The organism is Paenarthrobacter sp. OM7 (assembly GCF_029873575.1).
Lineage (GTDB): Bacteria > Actinomycetota > Actinomycetes > Actinomycetales > Micrococcaceae > Arthrobacter.
Genome location: NZ_CP123579.1, coordinates 1,830,516 through 1,847,408, shown reverse-complemented (window position 1 = coordinate 1,847,408; position 16,893 = coordinate 1,830,516). Strand labels below are relative to the sequence as shown.

Annotated in this window: 13 protein-coding genes; 6 read left to right on the top strand and 7 right to left on the bottom strand. The window is 63.3% G+C overall.

The features are described 5' to 3' along the window. The first annotated feature begins 17 nt into the window (after positions 1–17). The 3 genes from QEH68_RS08515 to QEH68_RS08505 all read left to right on the top strand — a co-directional run bounded on the left by QEH68_RS08515 (position 18) and on the right by QEH68_RS08505 (position 6,414). A complete protein-coding gene (locus QEH68_RS08515) occupies positions 18–983 on the top strand; it encodes a quinone oxidoreductase (RefSeq protein ID WP_207597060.1) in 966 nt (321 codons plus the stop codon). A 160-nt stretch (positions 984–1,143) separates the two neighbouring features. Then, entirely contained in the window at positions 1,144–5,058 is a 3,915-nt protein-coding gene (locus QEH68_RS08510) for a Pls/PosA family non-ribosomal peptide synthetase (protein WP_280627992.1), read from the top strand. Positions 5,059–5,070: 12 nt separating this feature from the next. Next, on the top strand, positions 5,071–6,414 hold the full coding sequence (locus QEH68_RS08505; protein ID WP_280627675.1) for a M1 family metallopeptidase: 1,344 nt from the start codon (positions 5,071–5,073) through the stop codon (positions 6,412–6,414). On the opposite strand, the gene QEH68_RS08500 is transcribed toward QEH68_RS08505, so the two are convergent. The 5 genes from QEH68_RS08500 to QEH68_RS08480 form a co-directional block, all read right to left on the bottom strand. After that, the gene (locus tag QEH68_RS08500) at positions 6,411–7,064 is read right to left on the bottom strand and encodes a 4'-phosphopantetheinyl transferase family protein (RefSeq protein ID WP_280627674.1); all 654 of its coding nucleotides are present in this window, start codon (positions 7,062–7,064) and stop codon (positions 6,411–6,413) included. The genes QEH68_RS08505 and QEH68_RS08500 overlap by 4 nt on opposite strands. Before the next feature lie 558 nt (positions 7,065–7,622). After that, positions 7,623–8,489: a serine protease gene (locus QEH68_RS08495; protein ID WP_280627673.1), complete on the bottom strand. Its 867-nt coding sequence runs from the start codon at positions 8,487–8,489 to the stop codon at positions 7,623–7,625. A 185-nt stretch (positions 8,490–8,674) separates the two neighbouring features. Beyond that, positions 8,675–11,218, bottom strand: a complete 2,544-nt coding sequence (gene pheT / locus QEH68_RS08490; protein ID WP_280627672.1) for a phenylalanine--tRNA ligase subunit beta — start codon at positions 11,216–11,218, stop codon at positions 8,675–8,677. A gap of 2 nt (positions 11,219–11,220) precedes the next feature. Further along, complete coding sequence (pheS, locus tag QEH68_RS08485) at positions 11,221–12,282, bottom strand: phenylalanine--tRNA ligase subunit alpha (protein ID WP_280627671.1); 1,062 nt, start codon at positions 12,280–12,282, stop codon at positions 11,221–11,223. A 192-nt stretch (positions 12,283–12,474) separates the two neighbouring features. Beyond that, complete coding sequence (locus QEH68_RS08480; protein WP_280627670.1) at positions 12,475–13,428, bottom strand: hypothetical protein; 954 nt, start codon at positions 13,426–13,428, stop codon at positions 12,475–12,477. 101 nt (positions 13,429–13,529) lie between these two features. Between QEH68_RS08480 and QEH68_RS08475 the strand changes: the two genes are divergently transcribed. Continuing rightward, on the top strand, positions 13,530–13,973 hold the full coding sequence (locus QEH68_RS08475) for a hypothetical protein (RefSeq protein ID WP_207597050.1): 444 nt from the start codon (positions 13,530–13,532) through the stop codon (positions 13,971–13,973). 2 nt (positions 13,974–13,975) lie between these two features. Next, the gene (locus tag QEH68_RS08470) at positions 13,976–14,605 is read left to right on the top strand and encodes an SIMPL domain-containing protein (protein WP_280627669.1); all 630 of its coding nucleotides are present in this window, start codon (positions 13,976–13,978) and stop codon (positions 14,603–14,605) included. On the opposite strand, the gene pcp is transcribed toward QEH68_RS08470, so the two are convergent. After that, the gene (pcp, locus tag QEH68_RS08465; protein WP_280627668.1) at positions 14,602–15,243 is read right to left on the bottom strand and encodes a pyroglutamyl-peptidase I; all 642 of its coding nucleotides are present in this window, start codon (positions 15,241–15,243) and stop codon (positions 14,602–14,604) included. The genes QEH68_RS08470 and pcp overlap by 4 nt on opposite strands. Positions 15,244–15,334: 91 nt before the next feature. Here pcp and QEH68_RS08460 point away from each other — a divergent pair, with 91 nt between their 5' ends. After that, positions 15,335–16,423 (top strand): Rv2578c family radical SAM protein, encoded by a 1,089-nt coding sequence (locus QEH68_RS08460; protein ID WP_280627667.1) that lies wholly within the window; start codon positions 15,335–15,337, stop codon positions 16,421–16,423. Between the two features lie 10 nt (positions 16,424–16,433). Here QEH68_RS08460 and QEH68_RS08455 read toward each other — a convergent pair whose 3' ends face one another. Continuing rightward, complete coding sequence (locus tag QEH68_RS08455; protein ID WP_207597046.1) at positions 16,434–16,868, bottom strand: (deoxy)nucleoside triphosphate pyrophosphohydrolase; 435 nt, start codon at positions 16,866–16,868, stop codon at positions 16,434–16,436. Between the last annotated feature and the right edge of the window lie 25 nt (positions 16,869–16,893).

Below are 16,893 nucleotides of genomic sequence, written 5' to 3'. Positions count from 1 at the left end.
CGGAGTGAGGAGCCACCATGACGCACGCCATCGTTGCACAGCAGCCCGGAGGACCTGAGGTCCTCGAATACGCATCTGTGAAAATACCGAAACCTGGCCCCGGCCAGCTGTTGATCAAGGTCGCAGCTGCCGGGGTCAATTTCATTGAGACCTACCAACGCAGCGGCACCTACAAGGTGGAGTACCCCTTCACCCCAGGCGCCGAAGCCGCCGGCACAGTGGAGTCCGTAGGCGAAGGTGTCGCAGAATTTTCCGTTGGCGACCGGGTTGCCACGGCTGAGGGGTCCAGGACGTACGCAGAGTACGCCGTGGTGGAGGCGGCCAAGGCACTTCCGGTTCCTGACGGCGTCGACGATCACACCGCAGCAGCCCTGCCGCTGCAGGGCATCACTGCCCATTACCTGATGAACTCGTCGTTCCGCGTAGAGCCGGGCCACACCGTTCTGCTCCACGCAGGCGCAGGTGGCGTTGGTCTGCTGTTGACGCAACTGCTGAAGGCCCGCGGAGCCCGTGTGATCACCACCGTGTCCTCTGATGAGAAGGCCGATCTCTCCACGCTTGCAGGCGCTGATGAAGTACTCCGTTACGAGGGCTTCGCTGACAGGGTCCGTGAACTGACCGACGGCGAGGGCGTCAACGTGGTGTACGACGGCGTCGGCAAAGACACCTTCGATGACTCCCTGAAGAGCCTGCGCATCCGGGGTGCCATGGTGCTCTTCGGTGCGGCCTCCGGCCCGGTGCCGCCCTTCGATCCCCAGCGTTTGAACGCCGCAGGTTCGCTGACGCTGACCAGGCCCACCATGGCGCACTTTGTGCAGAACGCCCAGGAACGCAGGTGGCGTTCAGCCGAGATTTTCGACGCCGCCGCCAACGGCACCCTCACTGTCAGGGTCGGTGCCACATACCCGTTGGCCGAAGCAGCCCAAGCGCACAGGGACCTCGAAGGCCGCCGCACCACCGGCAAAGTCCTGCTGGTTCCCTAAGCCGCCATGTCCGGTTCCCAACGGCCAGTGACGCGCAGGCAAACTGCTGTGCAACAGAAAGTGACGCGCAGGAAACGTCAGACACCTTTTGTTCATCTTTCTGCGGAAAGCTGACGTCGTGAGCACAGAACATCCATTGGGGGCCGGGCATATCCCTGCCATGACCACGTACCGTCCCCAGCTACCGGGAGGCGCCGCCGCCCCGGCCGAGCGCACCCTCGTTGATATCCTGACAGAAACCGCATCGTCATTTCCCGAAGCCTCGGCACTGGATGACGGGCAGAAGTCCCTGAGCTACACCGAGCTTCTCAAGGCGGTACGCGCCTTCGCTGCCCGGCTCAATGCGGCAGGTCTTGGCCGGGGCGACAAAATCGGCGTTCGGATCCCATCCGGCACCAACGAGCTCTACATCGCCATCTTGGGAATCCTCATGGGTGGCGCCGCCTACGTTCCCGTGGATGCGGACGACCCCGACGAACGCGCCCGTCTGGTGTTCGGCGAAGCCAAGGTGGGTGCCATCATCGCTGCGGGCCTGGACATCCAGCTTTCCGGCGAGGCCCGGGAACCCGTCTCCACACCCTCCATCCCCGGACTGGACGACGATTCCTGGATCATCTTCACCTCCGGATCCACAGGAACCCCCAAGGGCGTTGCCGTCCAGCACCGGTCCTCGGCCGCGTTTGTGGACGCCGAGGCCAGGATCTTCCTTCAAGCTGAGCCTATTGGCCCCCAGGACCGGGTGTTGGCCGGCCTTTCGGTCGCCTTCGACGCTTCCTGCGAGGAAATGTGGCTTGCCTGGCGCCACGGCGCTTGCCTGGTACCGGCACCACGAGCGTTGGTTCGCACCGGCATGGACCTCGGCCCTTGGCTCATCAACCACGGCATCACGGTGGTTTCCACCGTGCCCACCCTGGCTGCGTTGTGGCCTGCCGAAGCACTCGAAAACGTCCGCCTCCTGATTTTCGGCGGTGAAGCGTGCCCGCCCGAACTGGCCGAACGCTTGGCGGTGGACGGCCGGGAAGTCTGGAACACCTACGGGCCCACAGAGGCTACGGTCGTTGCCTGTGCCGCTCCCCTGGGCGGACCCGGCCCCGTGCGGATCGGGCTTCCACTGGATGGCTGGGACCTTGCCGTCGTCGATCCGCAGGGCGTCCCGGTGGCCGAAGGTGAGATCGGTGAATTGATCATCGGCGGTGTCGGGCTTGCCCGCTACCTCGATCCCGCAAAGGACGCCGAGAAGTACGCTCCCATGGCATCGCTGGGATGGGGCCGGGCCTATCGATCGGGTGACCTGGTCCGCTTCGAAGCCGAGGGTCTGATCTTCATGGGCCGCGCCGACGAACAGGTGAAACTGGGTGGACGCCGGATCGAACTGGGCGAAGTGGATGCTGCGCTCCAGTCCTTGCCGGGCGTCGCCGGTGCTGCTGCGGCCGTGCAGACCACGGCTGCCGGCAACCAGATCCTGGTGGGCTACCTGGCCCCCGTTGACGGCTACGAGCTGTCCATGGACGAGGCACGCCGGCTGCTCGGCGAAAGCCTGCCGGCCGCTTTGATCCCCCTGCTGACCGTGGTGGATTCGCTCCCGACCAAGACGAGCGGAAAAGTTGACCGTCACGCTTTGCCGTGGCCGCTGGCAGGAGCCGGTGCCACCGAAGCCGGGAACGCCCCGCTGAACCTGCCCGATGACGCCCGTTGGGTGGTTGAGCAATGGGAATCCGTGCTGGGAAGTCCCGTCGGCTCCCTGGACGCCGATTTCTTCGCTTATGGTGGCGGATCCTTGGCTGCGGCGCAGCTCGTTTCTGCCCTTCGCGTCCGGTATCCCACCATCACCGTGGCGGATATCTATGCCACGCCACGTGTCGGCGCACTGATCGACACAGCACGGCAATCTGTTCCCGACGGCGGCGCGCCGGGTCCCGCTGCAGAGCGCACCGTGCGTCCCACGGCGCTGAAGTCACAGATCTTCCAGGTGTTAATGGGCGTGCCCTTGCACATCCTGGTGGGGATGCGTTGGCTCACCTACCTCATGGCCGCCAACAGGTTGCTGGCCGACTTTGCTGGATTTACCGCCGCACCCGTCGTGTCGTGGTGGTGGATCGCAGCGTCCTGGCTGGTCTTCGTCAGCCCCTTGGGCCGGATGACGATCTCGGTGGTTGCAGCCAGGGTGCTTCTTGGCAGGATCGAACCCGGCACTTACCCACGTTCCGGAAAGACCCACCTGCGCTTGTGGCTGGCCGAGCAAATACAAGACCTGTCGGGCGCCATCGGTCTGGCCAGCGCCCCGTTCGTCCCTTACTACGCACGGGCCCTCGGAGCCAAGATCGGCAAGGATGTCCACCTGCACTCGCTGCCCCCGGTCACCGGTTTGCTGTCCCTCGGAAGCGGAGCCAACATCGAGCCCGAGGTGGACCTTTCCGGATGGTGGGTGGATGGTGACTCCGTCCATATCGGGCAGATCCATGTAGGAGCCGGCGCAGTCGTCGGCGCCCGAAGCACCCTGATGCCAGGGGCCACCATCGGTGCGGGTGCGCGCGTCGAAGCCGGGTCGGCAGTACTGGGCAAAGTGAAGGCCGGGCACCTTGTGGCCGGCTCCCCCGCCGAGCGCCGTGGAAAAGCGAAGCAAGAGTGGCCTGAAACGATCACCCGGCGGCCAGTGGTTGACAGGCTCTGGTTCTCCGCCTTTGCCAGCGCTTCGGCGCTTCTGGCCCTTATTCCTTACATTTCTGCGTTCGCGGCCGCCTTGGTTGTCCTGGCTTTCATGCAGGGCCACGAATCCCTGGAAACTGCGCTTGCTCAAATAGCTCTGGCATTGCCTCTTGCGGCGTTGGTGTGGTTCTTCGGGAACCTGCTGCTCATCCTGATGGTTGCCCGGCTTCTCGGGGTGGGTTTGAAGGAGGGTTACTACGGGGTCCGCAGCCGTGTCGGGTGGCAGGTTTGGGCCACGGAACGCCTTCTGGACATGGCCCGGGACCTCCTTTTCCCGGTCTACGCAAGCCTTTTCACACCGATCTGGCTGCGCCTTCTGGGCGCCAAAGTCGGCAAAAACGTGGAAGCCTCAACCGTTCTGTTGGTTCCTAAGATGACGACCATTGGGGATGGAGCCTTCCTGGCTGACGACACCATGGTGGCCTCCTACGAACTCGGTGGGGGCTGGATGAAGATTGCTCCCGCCAAAATAGGAAAGCGCTCCTTCCTGGGCAACTCGGGCATGACTGCTGCGGGACGAAACGTTCCCAAGAACTCCCTCGTTGCAGTTCTGTCTGCCACGCCGGCGAAAGCCAAATCCGGCACGTCCTGGTTGGGCAGCCCGCCGGTCAGGCTGCGCCGCACTGCCGTCGCTGCTGACCAAACCCGGACCTTCCAGCCGCCCCGCAGGCTCAAGGTTGCCCGGGCGTTGTGGGAACTGTGCCGGCTGGTGCCTGTCATCCTCACAGTTGCCATCGCCGTCAGCGTCATGCTGGTTCTGGATTGGATCGCGAGTGGATGGGGCTACTGGGTGGCAGCCGTCCTGGGTGGTGTCGTGATGCTGGCAGCAGGTGCCGTGGCCGCATTGAGCTCCATCGTGGCCAAGTGGGCCCTGGTGGGGACCATCCGCGCGGGTGAGCACCCCTTGTGGAGCTCATTCATCTGGCGCAACGAGGTAGTGGACACCTTCATCGAAATGGTGAGTGCCCCGTGGTTTGCCCGCTCCGCCGCCGGAACTCCCGCCTTGGTGTGGTGGCTTCGCGGCCTCGGAGCGAAGATCGGCCGTGGGACCTGGTGTGAAAGCTACTGGCTGCCCGAAGCTGACCTGGTAACGCTCGGTGAGAATTCCACCGTCAACCGTGGCTGCGTTGTCCAGACGCACCTGTTCCACGACCGCGTGATGAGCCTGGACACCGTGCTGCTCGGTAACGGAGCCACCATGGGTCCGCACGGCGTCATCCTCCCCGCGGCCAGCATCGGCGACGGCGGAACTGTTGGTCCGGCGTCGTTGGTTATGCGGGGTGAGACAGTGCCGGCCGGAACGTATTGGATGGGCAACCCGGTGAGCCCATGGGTGGGTCCGTCAACACAAGCGCCGCGCCTCAAGTAGATTGGACGGATCATGACCGTACCAATCACCGCCCCCACGACCGAAGCGGACCCCTATGCTCTGGACCACGGCAGCAGCAACTACCGTGTGGACCGGTACGAGTTGGATCTCGACGTCAGGTTGGGCAGCAACAAGCTGATCGGCAAGGCGGTCCTGCGGTGCACGGCGTTAAAACCCCTGGCACAGATTGTCCTCGACCTGGTGGGCCTGCGGGCCAGCAAGGTCCAGCTGGATGGCAAGAAGCTCCAGAAATTCAGCCACAGGGCCGAACACCTGGTGCTCAACCCGGCCTCCCCGCTTAAGCCCGGCCAGCAGTTCTCCTTGGAGATCCGCTACGACGGGAACCCCCAGCCCCGCCGCGGGCTTTGGGGCGATGTGGGGTGGGAAGAACTGAACGACGGCGTACTGGTGGCCGGCCAGCCCAACGGTGCGGCCTCCTGGTTCCCCTGCAATGACCATCCACGCTACAAGTCCAGCTTCCTTATCTCCGTGACCACAGACGACAACTACCGGCCGGTGTGCAACGGCACGCTGATCTCCCACTCCCGCAAGTCGAGCAGGGAGACCTGGGTCTATGAACACGCTGAACCCATGGCCACCTACCTCGCCACCGTTCAGATCGGCCGGTACGTCAGGGTTCCCCTGCACAATGACGACACCCATCACCGGGTGCCGCAGTTCGTAGCAGTCACGCCCGAGATGGCGGTGGATGCTCTGCAAGGCCTGCGCCGCCAGCCGGACATGATGCGCACCTTCGAGGGTTGCTTCGGACCGTATCCGTTCACGGACTACACGTCGGTGGTCACTGAAGACGAACTGGAAATCCCGTTGGAAGCCCAAACCGTCTCCATCTTCGGCCGAAACCACATGCGCGAGTCCTGGGACGCCCAGCGCCTGATCGCCCACGAGCTTTCCCACCAGTGGTTCGGCAACTCGCTGACCGTGAGCAGCTGGAAAGACATCTGGCTCCATGAAGGATTCGCCTGCTACGCGGAGTGGTTGTGGTCCGAAGAATCCAGGACCATGACTGTTGCTGCGCGGGCAACGGCTGCATGGAAGAGGCTCGACGCCGGGCCCCAGGATCTGCTGGTCGGAGACCCCGGCCCTGAGCTGATGTTCGACGACCGCGTCTACAAGCGCGGCGCCCTTGCCGTTCACGCGGTGCGGATGGCAGCTGGGGACGAGGCCTTCTTTGGTTTCCTGCAGCACTGGACTGCCACCAACCGGCATGGCTCAGTGTCGACGGAGGCGTTCATTGAGGCTGCGGATTCGTTCATTCCGGGCTTTGATGCTGCGTCGATTCTCCGGCCATGGCTCTACGAGGCTGCGCTTCCGCCGCTGCCTCCAGCGCGCTAGCCCAGTGCCAGGGCGGCAACCAAACCGTCAGGCAGTTTTCGGTTTTCTTGGATGCCGGTGACATCCCGCAGGCCGGGCAGGTCCAGCACATCCAGCTCTGCGGGGTTGCGCCTCAGGCCCTCCCCCGTCATCTTCAGCCACGCCTCTTTGCGTGCCCACAGGCGCGCGCGCTGACTATCTCGCTCCTGATCCGGGATGGTGGACAGGAAGCGTTTCTCGGTTGCGGTCAGTGCGACGTCGTCGAAGCCTTCGAAGGTTGCTTTGCCAGTCGATTCAAGATCCACTCCCAGCCGTAGTTCTTCGGGAGCATGCACGACGCCGGCCAGTAGCACCCAGCCCGACGCCCGGGATGCACTGAGCGCCAGAGGTGCGACGCCGCCGTCGAGCATGAACCCTGGGCGACCATGGTCCTGGCCGGGGCCGCACCGCGGACAGTGATAGTCAGGAACGAGTCGAGCAGGATCCACTTCGAGGAGCGCAGCGGCAAAGTCCAGCAAGGCCACCCGCCCTGCAATGAACTCTTCACGGTCTGCGGGGTTGGCGTAGCGAAGGGCGCGCTCGAGGGCCAGCTGGCCGAGCAGTTCAAGCGCGCCTCCTGCGCCGGGCGCCTCATCGAGCCTCCGCAGGTCAAGCACCGGATTCTGCATCATGCCCTCCTCTCACGGCTAAGTCCCCAGCCCAATGTCGCAACAGCTATGGGTGGATTTCCCCCTTCTGTGAGGCTTCAAACGACTCTGCCATCGCCCCGTGTCTATGCCCAAATCGGGTTCCGTACGACAGGTGTTAGACCATCCTGACAGGCGCTGAATGGAGAAGTGGACTCTTACCTGTGAAGGCTTTTCTCGGGCCAAACCAGCGCCTCGCCCGTCGTGTCGCAGAGCAGTACGTGTGCACCACAGGTTTCGTCCCTCAGCTATAAGCTACGGAGCGTCTCACGAGCCTGTATGTAGCCGACCGCGGCGTGCTTAGACCCCTACGTTCCTTTCGTTCTGGAGGTTGTCCGCACTCCAGCCCTTCCGATGTGGTCCGTGCACAGACGCAAGTGCTCATAAACGAGGAGATTTGCACCTAAATCTACCCACCCCCTTTGTAGCTATGGCCCATGCAAACTGCAGCTTGTGTGGCGGGCTCCTTTTCGCCAAAGCAAGTGTTCCCCGCAGCCACAATTACGCCGCGGGGAACACTGTGGGTGGCTTAACTCAACTGCGCTACTTTACCGACGTCAGGTAGTTCGCCAGTGTGGGCGTGATGCGGGTGCCCGAGTTGGAGCTGCCGCCGTTGGTGTGGATGGCCATGATGGTGTTGGAGCTGTTGTACACGGGCGCACCGCTCTGGCCGCCGAACGTGTCCATCTTGTAGTAGACCTTCTCAGTGGTGGTGCTCTCAATGGGACCGGTCATGGACCACATGGTTCCGAAGGCCTTGTCTCCGGGGTAGCCCCGAACGGTCACATTGGTGCCATTCAGACTTGCGGTGGTGCCGGTGTAATTGAGCCAGCCGGTGGTGTTGCCGATGGTGCAGTCGAGCTTGATGACGCCCCAATCAGCATTGGTGTTGGCAGAGTCGATCCAGCGCTGGTCCGTCAAGAGCTGCGTTGCGCCACACGTACCGTAAGGATCGGTTGATCCATTCCGACCAGGAGCCACTTTTACGCCCCAGGAGTAATCAGCCGTTGACCCAGTGCCGCCTTCGTGGACGCAGTGCCCTGCGGTCAGAACGGTGTCGTCGGAAATCAAGGCACCGGAGCAGATGTAGCCGCCGTTGAACTCGATCTGAACGATCGAGCGGTTGGGCGCAGCTGTGGTGTTGGTGATGCGGACACGGCCGTCAGCGCCGATCACTGAGTCGGTGGAGGCCCCTCCGTTCTTCGACGGTGCGGCAATCGTGTATTTGTCAGCCAGTGGTGATGCAGCGGAACCGGACGTCTGCGAACGGTCTACCGCGTGCGATACAGGTTGGACCTCGGCGGCGGCTGCCTGCGGCGTCGACTCTGACGCGGTTGCGGCTCCACCAAGCGAGGACGTCAGAGCCATCACTGCAGCTCCGACAAGCAAAGCAACGTTCTGCTTCTTCATGGGTACCTTTCAAGGGACGGCTCACAGAAGAGCCGTGCGAGGGATGTGATACACATGCTTCACATGTGCATGACAAAACTGTCATACATGCATGAATAGTCTGTCAAGATGCTGGGAGCTCAATCTCAATAAAAGAAAATCCCCGGAACCATCAGGTCCCGGGGATTCACTCGATACAGGGAGTGCTAGCGCTGGACTGCTCCGAAGCGCTCGGCCGCAACGGCAACGGCAGCCGCTCGGGCCTCCGAAGCCTCATCCGCCGTCAGGGTGCGGTCGTCCGCACGGAAACGCAAGCCGAAAGCCAGCGATTTCTTGCCCTCCTCGATGCCGGGACCCGCGTAGACGTCGAACAGCGCCACGTCTTCGAGGAGTTCGCCGGCACCTTCACGCAGCGCGGAGAGGACCAGGTCTGCCGCCACATCCTGCGGAACCACCAAGGCGACGTCCTGCGTGGCGACGGGGAATCCGGAGATGTGCTTGGCCACAATCACGTCAGCAGCGGCTTCGAACAACGCTTCCACGTTGACCTCCAGAGCCACGGAGCGTGCGGGCATGTCCTGAGCCGCCAGGAGCTTGGGGTGCAACTCTCCTGCGTAGCCCACGACGTCGCCATTGCGCAGCGCCAGTTGAGCTGCACGGCCGGGGTGGAATGCCTGGTGGCTGCCCTGGCTGACGACCAGCTCGACACCCAAAACATCTGCAATGAGGCGTGCCACGTCAACAGCGTCCGCCCAGTCCCAGACGCGCGGTGTGTGGGTAGCGGCAGCCGGAGAATCATGGCCCGTCAAGACAGCTGCGACGTGCAGCGGCTGGGGCGGGACGCCGTCGTACAGCGCATCCAGAACCTCATCGGAAGGCTTGACGCCCAACGGCGGGATGGAATCCGTGCCGAGCTTGTCACCGGGCAGGAAGACCGAACCCGCCTCGTACACAGCCAGGTCACGGAAGCCGCGTGAGTGGTTCCGGCGGGCAACCTCGATCAGGCCCGGAAGGATGGACGTTCGCAGGTAGCCGTGTTCCTCACTGATCGGGTTGGCGAGCTTGAGCGCCGGACGCGCACCGCCTTCAGCAGCAACGCCAAAGGTGTCGTTGGCTGCCTTGGAGACGAACGGGTAGGACAACACCTCGGTGAGCCCCGCATCAGCCAAGGCCTGGACGACCCGACGCTTCTGCTGCTGGCTGCGGCTCAGGCCACGGCCTGGAGGCGCCACCGGAAGAGTCGAGGGGATGTTGTCGTAGCCGACAAGGCGCGCGATTTCCTCGGACAGGTCTTCCTTGGTTTCGAGGTCATTGCGCCAGCTGGGAGCCGTGACCCTGTAACCGGCGGCAGTTTTTTCAACCACAGCGCCAAGGTCCTCAAGGGACGTGACGATCTGCTCTTCGGTGAAGTCGATGCCGATTCGGGCAGAGGCGAACCCTGCCGGCAGTTCAATGGTGACCGCATCAGGGGCGGTTCCAACGTCGGTCCCCGCCTCATCTGCCGTACCACCGGCAAGCTCAACCAAGAGGTCAACCACGCGCTGGGCAGCAATATTCGCAACGTGCCAGTCAACGCCGCGCTCGAAGCGCTTGGAGGCTTCGGAGGGCAGCTTGTGGCGACGGCGGGAGCGGGCAATCGACACTTCGTCGAAGTGCGCGGCTTCCACCAGGATGTTGGTGGTGGAATCCGACACCTCAGTGTGGGCTCCTCCCATCACGCCGGCGATGCCAATGGCACCCGAGTCATCGGTGATCAACAGGTCCTCGACGTCGAGCGTGCGCTCCTTGTCATCGAGGGTGGTGATCTTCTCCCCCGCCACTGCACGACGCACCACGATGTCGCCCGCGAGCTTGTCGAGGTCGTAGCAGTGGTTGGGCTGTCCCAGCTCAAGCATGACGTAGTTGGAGATATCAACCGGCAGCGAGATGGAACGAACGCCTGCCAGACGAAGGCGCGCGGACATCCACGGCGGTGTGGGACGTGATGGGTCAACGCCACGGACGGTGCGGGCCACGAAGCGGTCGCAGCCTGGCTTGCCGTAAATCGGGGCGTCGTCGTTGAGCTTGACGCCGTAGCCACCCTGCAAGGTTGCCGGCGCGCTCACCTTGGACGCAGGATCCACGAACGAGGTTCCCGTGGCGTGCGCGTACTCGCGGGCGACACCCCGGATCGAGAACGCGTAGCCGCGGTCAGGGGTCACGTTGATTTCGGCAGCCTGGTCATAGAGGCCAAGGAGTTCCATGGCGTCCGTTCCGATTTCCGGATCGAGGCCGATGCGGGAGAGGACCAGGATGCCGTCGTGGTCGTCGCCGATGCCCAGTTCCCGGACGGAAGCGATCATGCCCGCGGACAGGTGACCGTAGGTCTTGCGGGCTGAGATCTTGAAGTTTCCTGGCAGAACAGCTCCGGGAAGGGTAACTACGACCTTGTCGCCCTCAACAAAGTTGTGGGCACCGCAAATAATTCCCTGCACTCCGGAAGGGTCAATGCCCTCACCTTTGAGCGTCTGTTCCTGTCCTTCAGGAACGACGCGGACCTGGCACCAGTTGATCGTCTTGCCGTTGGACTGCGGCTCCTTGACCAGGCTCAAGACCTGGCCCACGACGATGGGCCCGGAGAGCTCGTCCGTGGGACGGTGGACTTCTTCTTCTTCAAAGCCGACCTTGACCAGGTCCGCCATGACATCTTCGGCCGTTGCATCGGCCGGAACCTGCGCGAATTCACGCAGCCAGGAAAGTGGGATACGCACTGTTAGATCTCCATCCCGAAGTGCTCGCTGAAACGTACGTCGCCTTCGATCATGTCGCGCATATCGCCGACCTCGTTGCGGAACATGAGCGTGCGCTCAATGCCCATGCCGAAGGCAAAACCTGAATAGATGTCCGGATCGATGCCCGCTGCACGGAGGACGTTGGGGTTGACCATGCCGCAGCCACCCCACTCGATCCAGCGCGGACCGCCCTTGGCACCCGGGTGCCAGATGTCCAGTTCCGCGGAAGGCTCCGTGAACGGGAAGTAGTTGGGGCGCAGGCGGATGGAGGCTTCGTCACCGAACATCTGGCGGGCGAAGTGCTCCAACGTGCCGCGCAGGTCAGCCATGCTGAGGTCCTTGTCGATCGCCAGGCCCTCGAACTGGTGGAAGACAGGCGTGTGCGTGGCGTCCAACTCATCCGTGCGGAACACCTTGCCGGGGCACAGCACGTAGATGGGGACTTCACGTTCCAGCATGGAACGGACCTGCACCGGGGACGTGTGGGTGCGCATCAGCAGGTGGGCTTCCGGGGGCTCCACGAAGAACGTGTCCTGCATTTCGCGGGCCGGGTGGTCCGGCTTGAAGTTCAATGCATCGAAGTTGAACCACTCCGACTCCACCTCGGGACCTTCGGCAATCTCCCAGCCCATGCCGACGAAGATGTCTGAGACGCGGTCCTGCAACGTGGACAGCGGGTGGCGTGCACCTGCACGACGACGTCGCGGAGCGGCCGTCACGTCAACAGTCTCTTCGACCAGGATACGGGCGTCGTTCTCGGCTTCGAGAACCTCGGTCCGGGCAGCGAGCGCCTGGTTGACGCGGCCGCGGGAGGACCCCATGAGCTTGCCGGCGGCGGCCTTGTGCTCATTGGCGAGCCCACCGATTTCACGGTTTGCAAGGCTCAGAGGCGACTTCTCGCCGGTGTGGGCGAGGCGGACAGCCTTGAGTTCATCAAGGGAGGAAGCAGCCGCAATTGCGGCGATGGCATCCTCGACGGCGGCGGTGATGGCGGCTTCATCCAGCGGATTCGGGATGGCAGCGCCTGGCAAAGTGTCAGTCATCTACTGTTCTTAGCTACGAGTCGGGAGCGGCCGGCAAGGCAGGCCTGCAAAACGAAAGGGCAGTGCTCGCCGCGGACGGCAGGCACTACCCTTCAGTCTAGTTGAACGTCATGGACTGGATTTAACCCACCAAGACGCGTCCCGCCATATGAACGGCACGACGGCGGAAATCGCCAGGAGTTCCTCGCCGCCCTAAGCGGGCGGTGCCATGGGCGGCGGTGGCGACTGGCCGTCGTCGTTCCGTTGGACGGGTGGCGTCGCAGGCTGCTGCTGCGTCGGGAACTGCTGGGCAGGCGGCTGCGGGACCTGGGCAGGCGGCATGGTCTGATCCTGCGGCGCCCCAGGAGTGTAACCCTGCCCTGCCCAGTCCGCTTGAGGTGACTGCGTTGGCTGCCGGGGGTAGGCGTCCTGCTGGGGAGCGTAACCCGGCTGGCCGTACGGCGCAGCCCCTGCGAGCGCTGGCGTTTGCTGCGCGGACTTCCGGCGCAGCAGCAGGAACAGGAGAACCAACCCAGCGGCGATCACCAGAACGGCAACCAGGATCCAGATGATCCACATCGGAACGCCGGCGTTGGCTTCGGCCTTGGCCTGGACCGCAGTCTCTTTGATGGTCAGCATGTCGAAGGTGGCAGTGTTGCCGTCCACGGTCGCACCTGTTGCTTCGACGACCTTGCCGGGGAACGTGAACTTGACCGTGGCTTCGTCAAACATTGACTTGGCCATGCTGGAGGCTTGGGGATCGCTGCTGTCCATCCCGGTCACGCCGCCCATGGAGAGGACATAGAAGTCACCCTCCTTCTTGAGTTCGAAAGGATTTTCGGAGCTGGACGACTCGGCGAGCTTCGCAGGGTCAAGGTTGGCGGCTGTGATCCGCTTGCCCTTGTACTTTTCGTCCTCGTAGTCCACCACGGTGGCACCCTCCGGGATGTCCATCTCCTGGCTGCCACTGCCGCTGCCGTTTGACTCCATGAATTCTTCAAAGGACTTATCGCCCAGTACCGACTTCTGGATCGCGTAAACAACCTCGTAGTCCACGCTTTTCTCGTTGTTCACCTTGACGGACATGTTCAGCTTGACGCAGCCGGTCAAAGCCACCATGACTGCAAGCAGGACACCCACCACGCCCACGGCGCGTTTAATGTTCATCGCGTTTCTTCCCCCATTCATTCCCCTGCACCGATGAGTGCTCGAACAGCGTATCCCTGCCGCTCATGCCGTGCCATACGCGACGGGTCTAGCATGGCTTCATGACTCCCGCGCAACGCCTGCGGCAGATCGCCAACGTCGTAAACCTGTCTACACCACTGGGACTCGCGGTAGCCGCTGCGTCCCGAAGCACCTTGACCCGCGGGCCACGCGGCCTCCTGATAGCAGCCGGGTATGGCTGGAAACTCCCCCACGCCGGAGCATTCACGCTGGGGAACGTGATCCTGTACCGGGCGCCCCATGGCGTTGCCGGAACGAACCCCGTGCTCTTGGGACATGAGGAGCGGCACAGCACCCAGTACGCCTACTGCCTGGGACTTCCGTTCCTTGCCCTCTACGGCGTCGCCGCCGCGTGGTCCATGCTGCGCAGCGGGAATCCGGGCTCGAGCAACTTCTTCGAGCGCCAGGCTGGCCTCGCGGCGGGCGGCTACATCGACCACCACAACCGGCCGGACGGACCTGCCGGCCATCGAATCGAGGCATAAGCATGAAGCGAACCATCACCGTAACGGGGAATGCGAGCGCCACAGCAGTCCCGGACCTGGTCACGTTGACGCTTGGCGTGGAAACACGCCGGGACACTGCCGCCAAGGCCTACGACGACGCCGGGAAGGCGGCCGGCGCTGTCGCGGCCAGTTTGCGGGAGGCCGGCGTCACGGACGTCGACCTGCGGACCAGCGGCCTGAACCTTCGGGCCGAGCTGGTGTGGGTGGAAGGCCAAGGTCAGAAGGTCACAGCGTATGTGGCGTCCACCACGCTGCAGGTGGGAATTCGCTCACACGCGGATGCACCGGAAGCCATCGCCGCGGCAGTGGCGGCCGGTGGCGACGACATCAGGATCAATGGGATCGAGCAAGGCTTCGCCGATGCAACCTCGGTGACCGCACAGGCGCAGGAAGCGGCTTGGCTGGACGCACTGGCACGTGCCCAACAGTACGCATCGCTGGCTTCTGCCCGGCTGGGGCAGGTGAAATCCATTGCCCAAGAGCCCGTCCATGGCGCACCCATTCCCCTGGGCGGGATGGTCAGGGCATCTTTTTCCGCTGAATCCCTGCCCGTTGAAGCCGGAGAGTCCTCCGTCACCGCCAGCGTCACTGTGGAATGGGAGCTTCTCTAGTGGATGGCGCCGGCACCCAAGGCAGCGTCCACCTGCGTCTGTAGGGCCGTCCGTACCACGACGGCAAGACCCTCCGCCATGGATTCCAAGGGCATGGACGGGGTACCGCTTTCCGGGGACACCTGTTCCGGGAGATAAGGGATGTGCACGAAACCGCCACGGGTGGTTGGGGTCGATGCGAGCAAATGCATCAACGCGTAGAAAAGGTGGTTGCAGACGTAGGTTCCTGCCGAATGCGAAACCTCGCCCTTGATTCCAGCAATCTGGAGGTCCCGCAACGCGGCCTTAATGGGCAGGGTAGAGAAGTACGCTGCCGGGCCACCGGGGACTACTTCCTCGTCCACAGGCTTCTGGCCCTTGTTATCGGGGATCCGTGCGTCATCGCAGTTGATGGCCACCCGTTCCAAGGATATCCGTGCACGTCCGCCGGCCAATCCCACACAGATCACAAGGTCCGGCTTAGTGGTGGCCATTGCCTCGCTCAGTGCTGCGGCCGAGTCACCAAAGACGCACGGCAGCTCCCGGGCTTCGACATCCAGGCCTTCAGCCCGCAGAATGTCCCGTGCGCGGCGCACCGCATGCCAGGAAGGATTGACATCGTCCCGGCCAAACGGTTCGAAGCCAGTCAGCAGAATCATGGGCCAACCTTAGCAACGCTTGACCCTCGGCTTCCTTAATTCACCTCGGGGGTCCTTGACATTCATTCGAACATACCTTCGAATGGAGTTCATGAGATGGGACGCACAAGCACTGTCACCCAAGCGTGGACCGGCGTCCGACGACGGCGGCTCTCCAGTTCCAGGCCCTGCCCCGGCCATGGATGCGTTGCTGCCGCTGGCCGGGCTGGTGCGTTCCATCTCAACACCCGAATTCTCCGGAGTCACCTTTCATGAGGTCACCGCAAAGTCAGTGCTCAACAAGGTGCCTTCGGGCTCTGCCATGCCGTTCGAATGGACGGTGAACCCTTACCGCGGCTGCAGCCACGCGTGTGTCTACTGCTTTGCCCGCAAGAGCCATACCTATTTGGAGTTCGACGCCGGGCGTGACTTCGATTCCCAGGTGGTGGTGAAGATCAACGCCGCCGAAGTCCTCCGGAGGGAACTCACAAAACCCTCCTGGAAAAGGCATCAAGTGGCCTTGGGGACCAACACCGACCCCTACCAACGCGCCGAAGGCCGTTACGCCCTGATGCCCGGAATCATCCGTGCGCTGGCGGACTCGGGCACGCCCTTCTCCATCCTGACCAAGGGCACCCTGCTGGCCCGGGACATCCCACTGCTTAAGCACGCTGCCACCATGGTGCCCGTGGACCTCGGAATCTCGCTCGCCATGACCAATGAAGATCTCGCCGAGCTGGTGGAACCCGGTACCCCCTCCCCCAGGGCACGGCTCAAACTGATTTCCCGGCTGCGGGATGCTGGACTGGGTTGCGGCGTCATGGCGATGCCCATCCTGCCGTGGCTGACCGACTCGGAGGAAGCCCTCGATTCCTTGTTCAGCGAACTGGCCAAAGCCGGCGCCACGGGCGTCACCGCCGGAGCCCTCTACCTGAAGCCAGGAACGCGGGAGTGGTATATGCAGTGGCTGGCGGCCCAGCACCCCGGACTCGTCGGCAAGTACCGCCGCCTCTACGGCCAAGGCTCTTACGTTTCCAAGGAATACAGCACCTGGCTGACCGGCCGGATCACCCATTTCAAAGCGAAGTACGGCTACACCCGAACTTCAGGATTCAGCCACCGCAACGCCCGCCCGGCGCAGGGGTCCGCCGCCCCTGAAGTGGGCGCAGGCACACTCCCTGGACAGCAGCCGCTCTTCTGAGCTGGCCCTGTTATGCCGGTGCGACTACGCGGTCAAGCAGAGCCCGGACAATGGGGAAGTCCGCCGGGATCCAAGGAAGGCTCAGAGCTTCAATACCGCCCCTCAGCGAAACCCACCGCAGTTCATCGTGGTCTTCCAGCGGAGCGGGCTCGCCAGCTGTCAGTTCCGCAAACCAGACCCGCATTGCGGCCCGATCGTTGAGGACCCACCCTTCCGGTTGACCTGACTCCAACTCGTGTCCCAGCTGAACCTCAATGCCAAGCTCCTCGGCCAGTTCCCGATGCAGGGCGGCCTCTGCAGTCTCGCCGGCCTCCACCTTGCCCCCCGGAAATTCCCACATACCGGCAAACTGCGGTGGTGCTGAGCGGCGCGCAGCAAGAAGGCGGGTGGGTACTTCAAGGGAGTCGACGATCGCAGCGCCAACAACATTTATCAGTGCAGTCACTCCCCCAGTCTAGGGGCGGCCACTT

Bases quoted from the DNA above. Each gene is read 5' to 3' on its own strand.
- QEH68_RS08515 (WP_207597060.1), top strand. From the start codon at position 18: ATGACGCACGCCATCGTTGCACAGCAGCCCGGAGGACCTGAGGTCCTC.
- QEH68_RS08510 (WP_280627992.1), top strand. From the start codon at position 1,144: ATGACCACGTACCGTCCCCAGCTACCGGGAGGCGCCGCCGCCCCGGCC.
- QEH68_RS08505 (WP_280627675.1), top strand. From the start codon at position 5,071: ATGACCGTACCAATCACCGCCCCCACGACCGAAGCGGACCCCTATGCT.
- QEH68_RS08500 (WP_280627674.1), bottom strand. From the start codon at position 7,064: ATGATGCAGAATCCGGTGCTTGACCTGCGGAGGCTCGATGAGGCGCCC.
- QEH68_RS08495 (WP_280627673.1), bottom strand. From the start codon at position 8,489: ATGAAGAAGCAGAACGTTGCTTTGCTTGTCGGAGCTGCAGTGATGGCT.
- pheS (WP_280627671.1), bottom strand. From the start codon at position 12,282: ATGACTGACACTTTGCCAGGCGCTGCCATCCCGAATCCGCTGGATGAA.
- QEH68_RS08480 (WP_280627670.1), bottom strand. From the start codon at position 13,428: ATGAACATTAAACGCGCCGTGGGCGTGGTGGGTGTCCTGCTTGCAGTC.
- QEH68_RS08475 (WP_207597050.1), top strand. From the start codon at position 13,530: ATGACTCCCGCGCAACGCCTGCGGCAGATCGCCAACGTCGTAAACCTG.
- QEH68_RS08470 (WP_280627669.1), top strand. From the start codon at position 13,976: ATGAAGCGAACCATCACCGTAACGGGGAATGCGAGCGCCACAGCAGTC.
- pcp (WP_280627668.1), bottom strand. From the start codon at position 15,243: ATGATTCTGCTGACTGGCTTCGAACCGTTTGGCCGGGACGATGTCAAT.
- QEH68_RS08460 (WP_280627667.1), top strand. From the start codon at position 15,335: ATGAGATGGGACGCACAAGCACTGTCACCCAAGCGTGGACCGGCGTCC.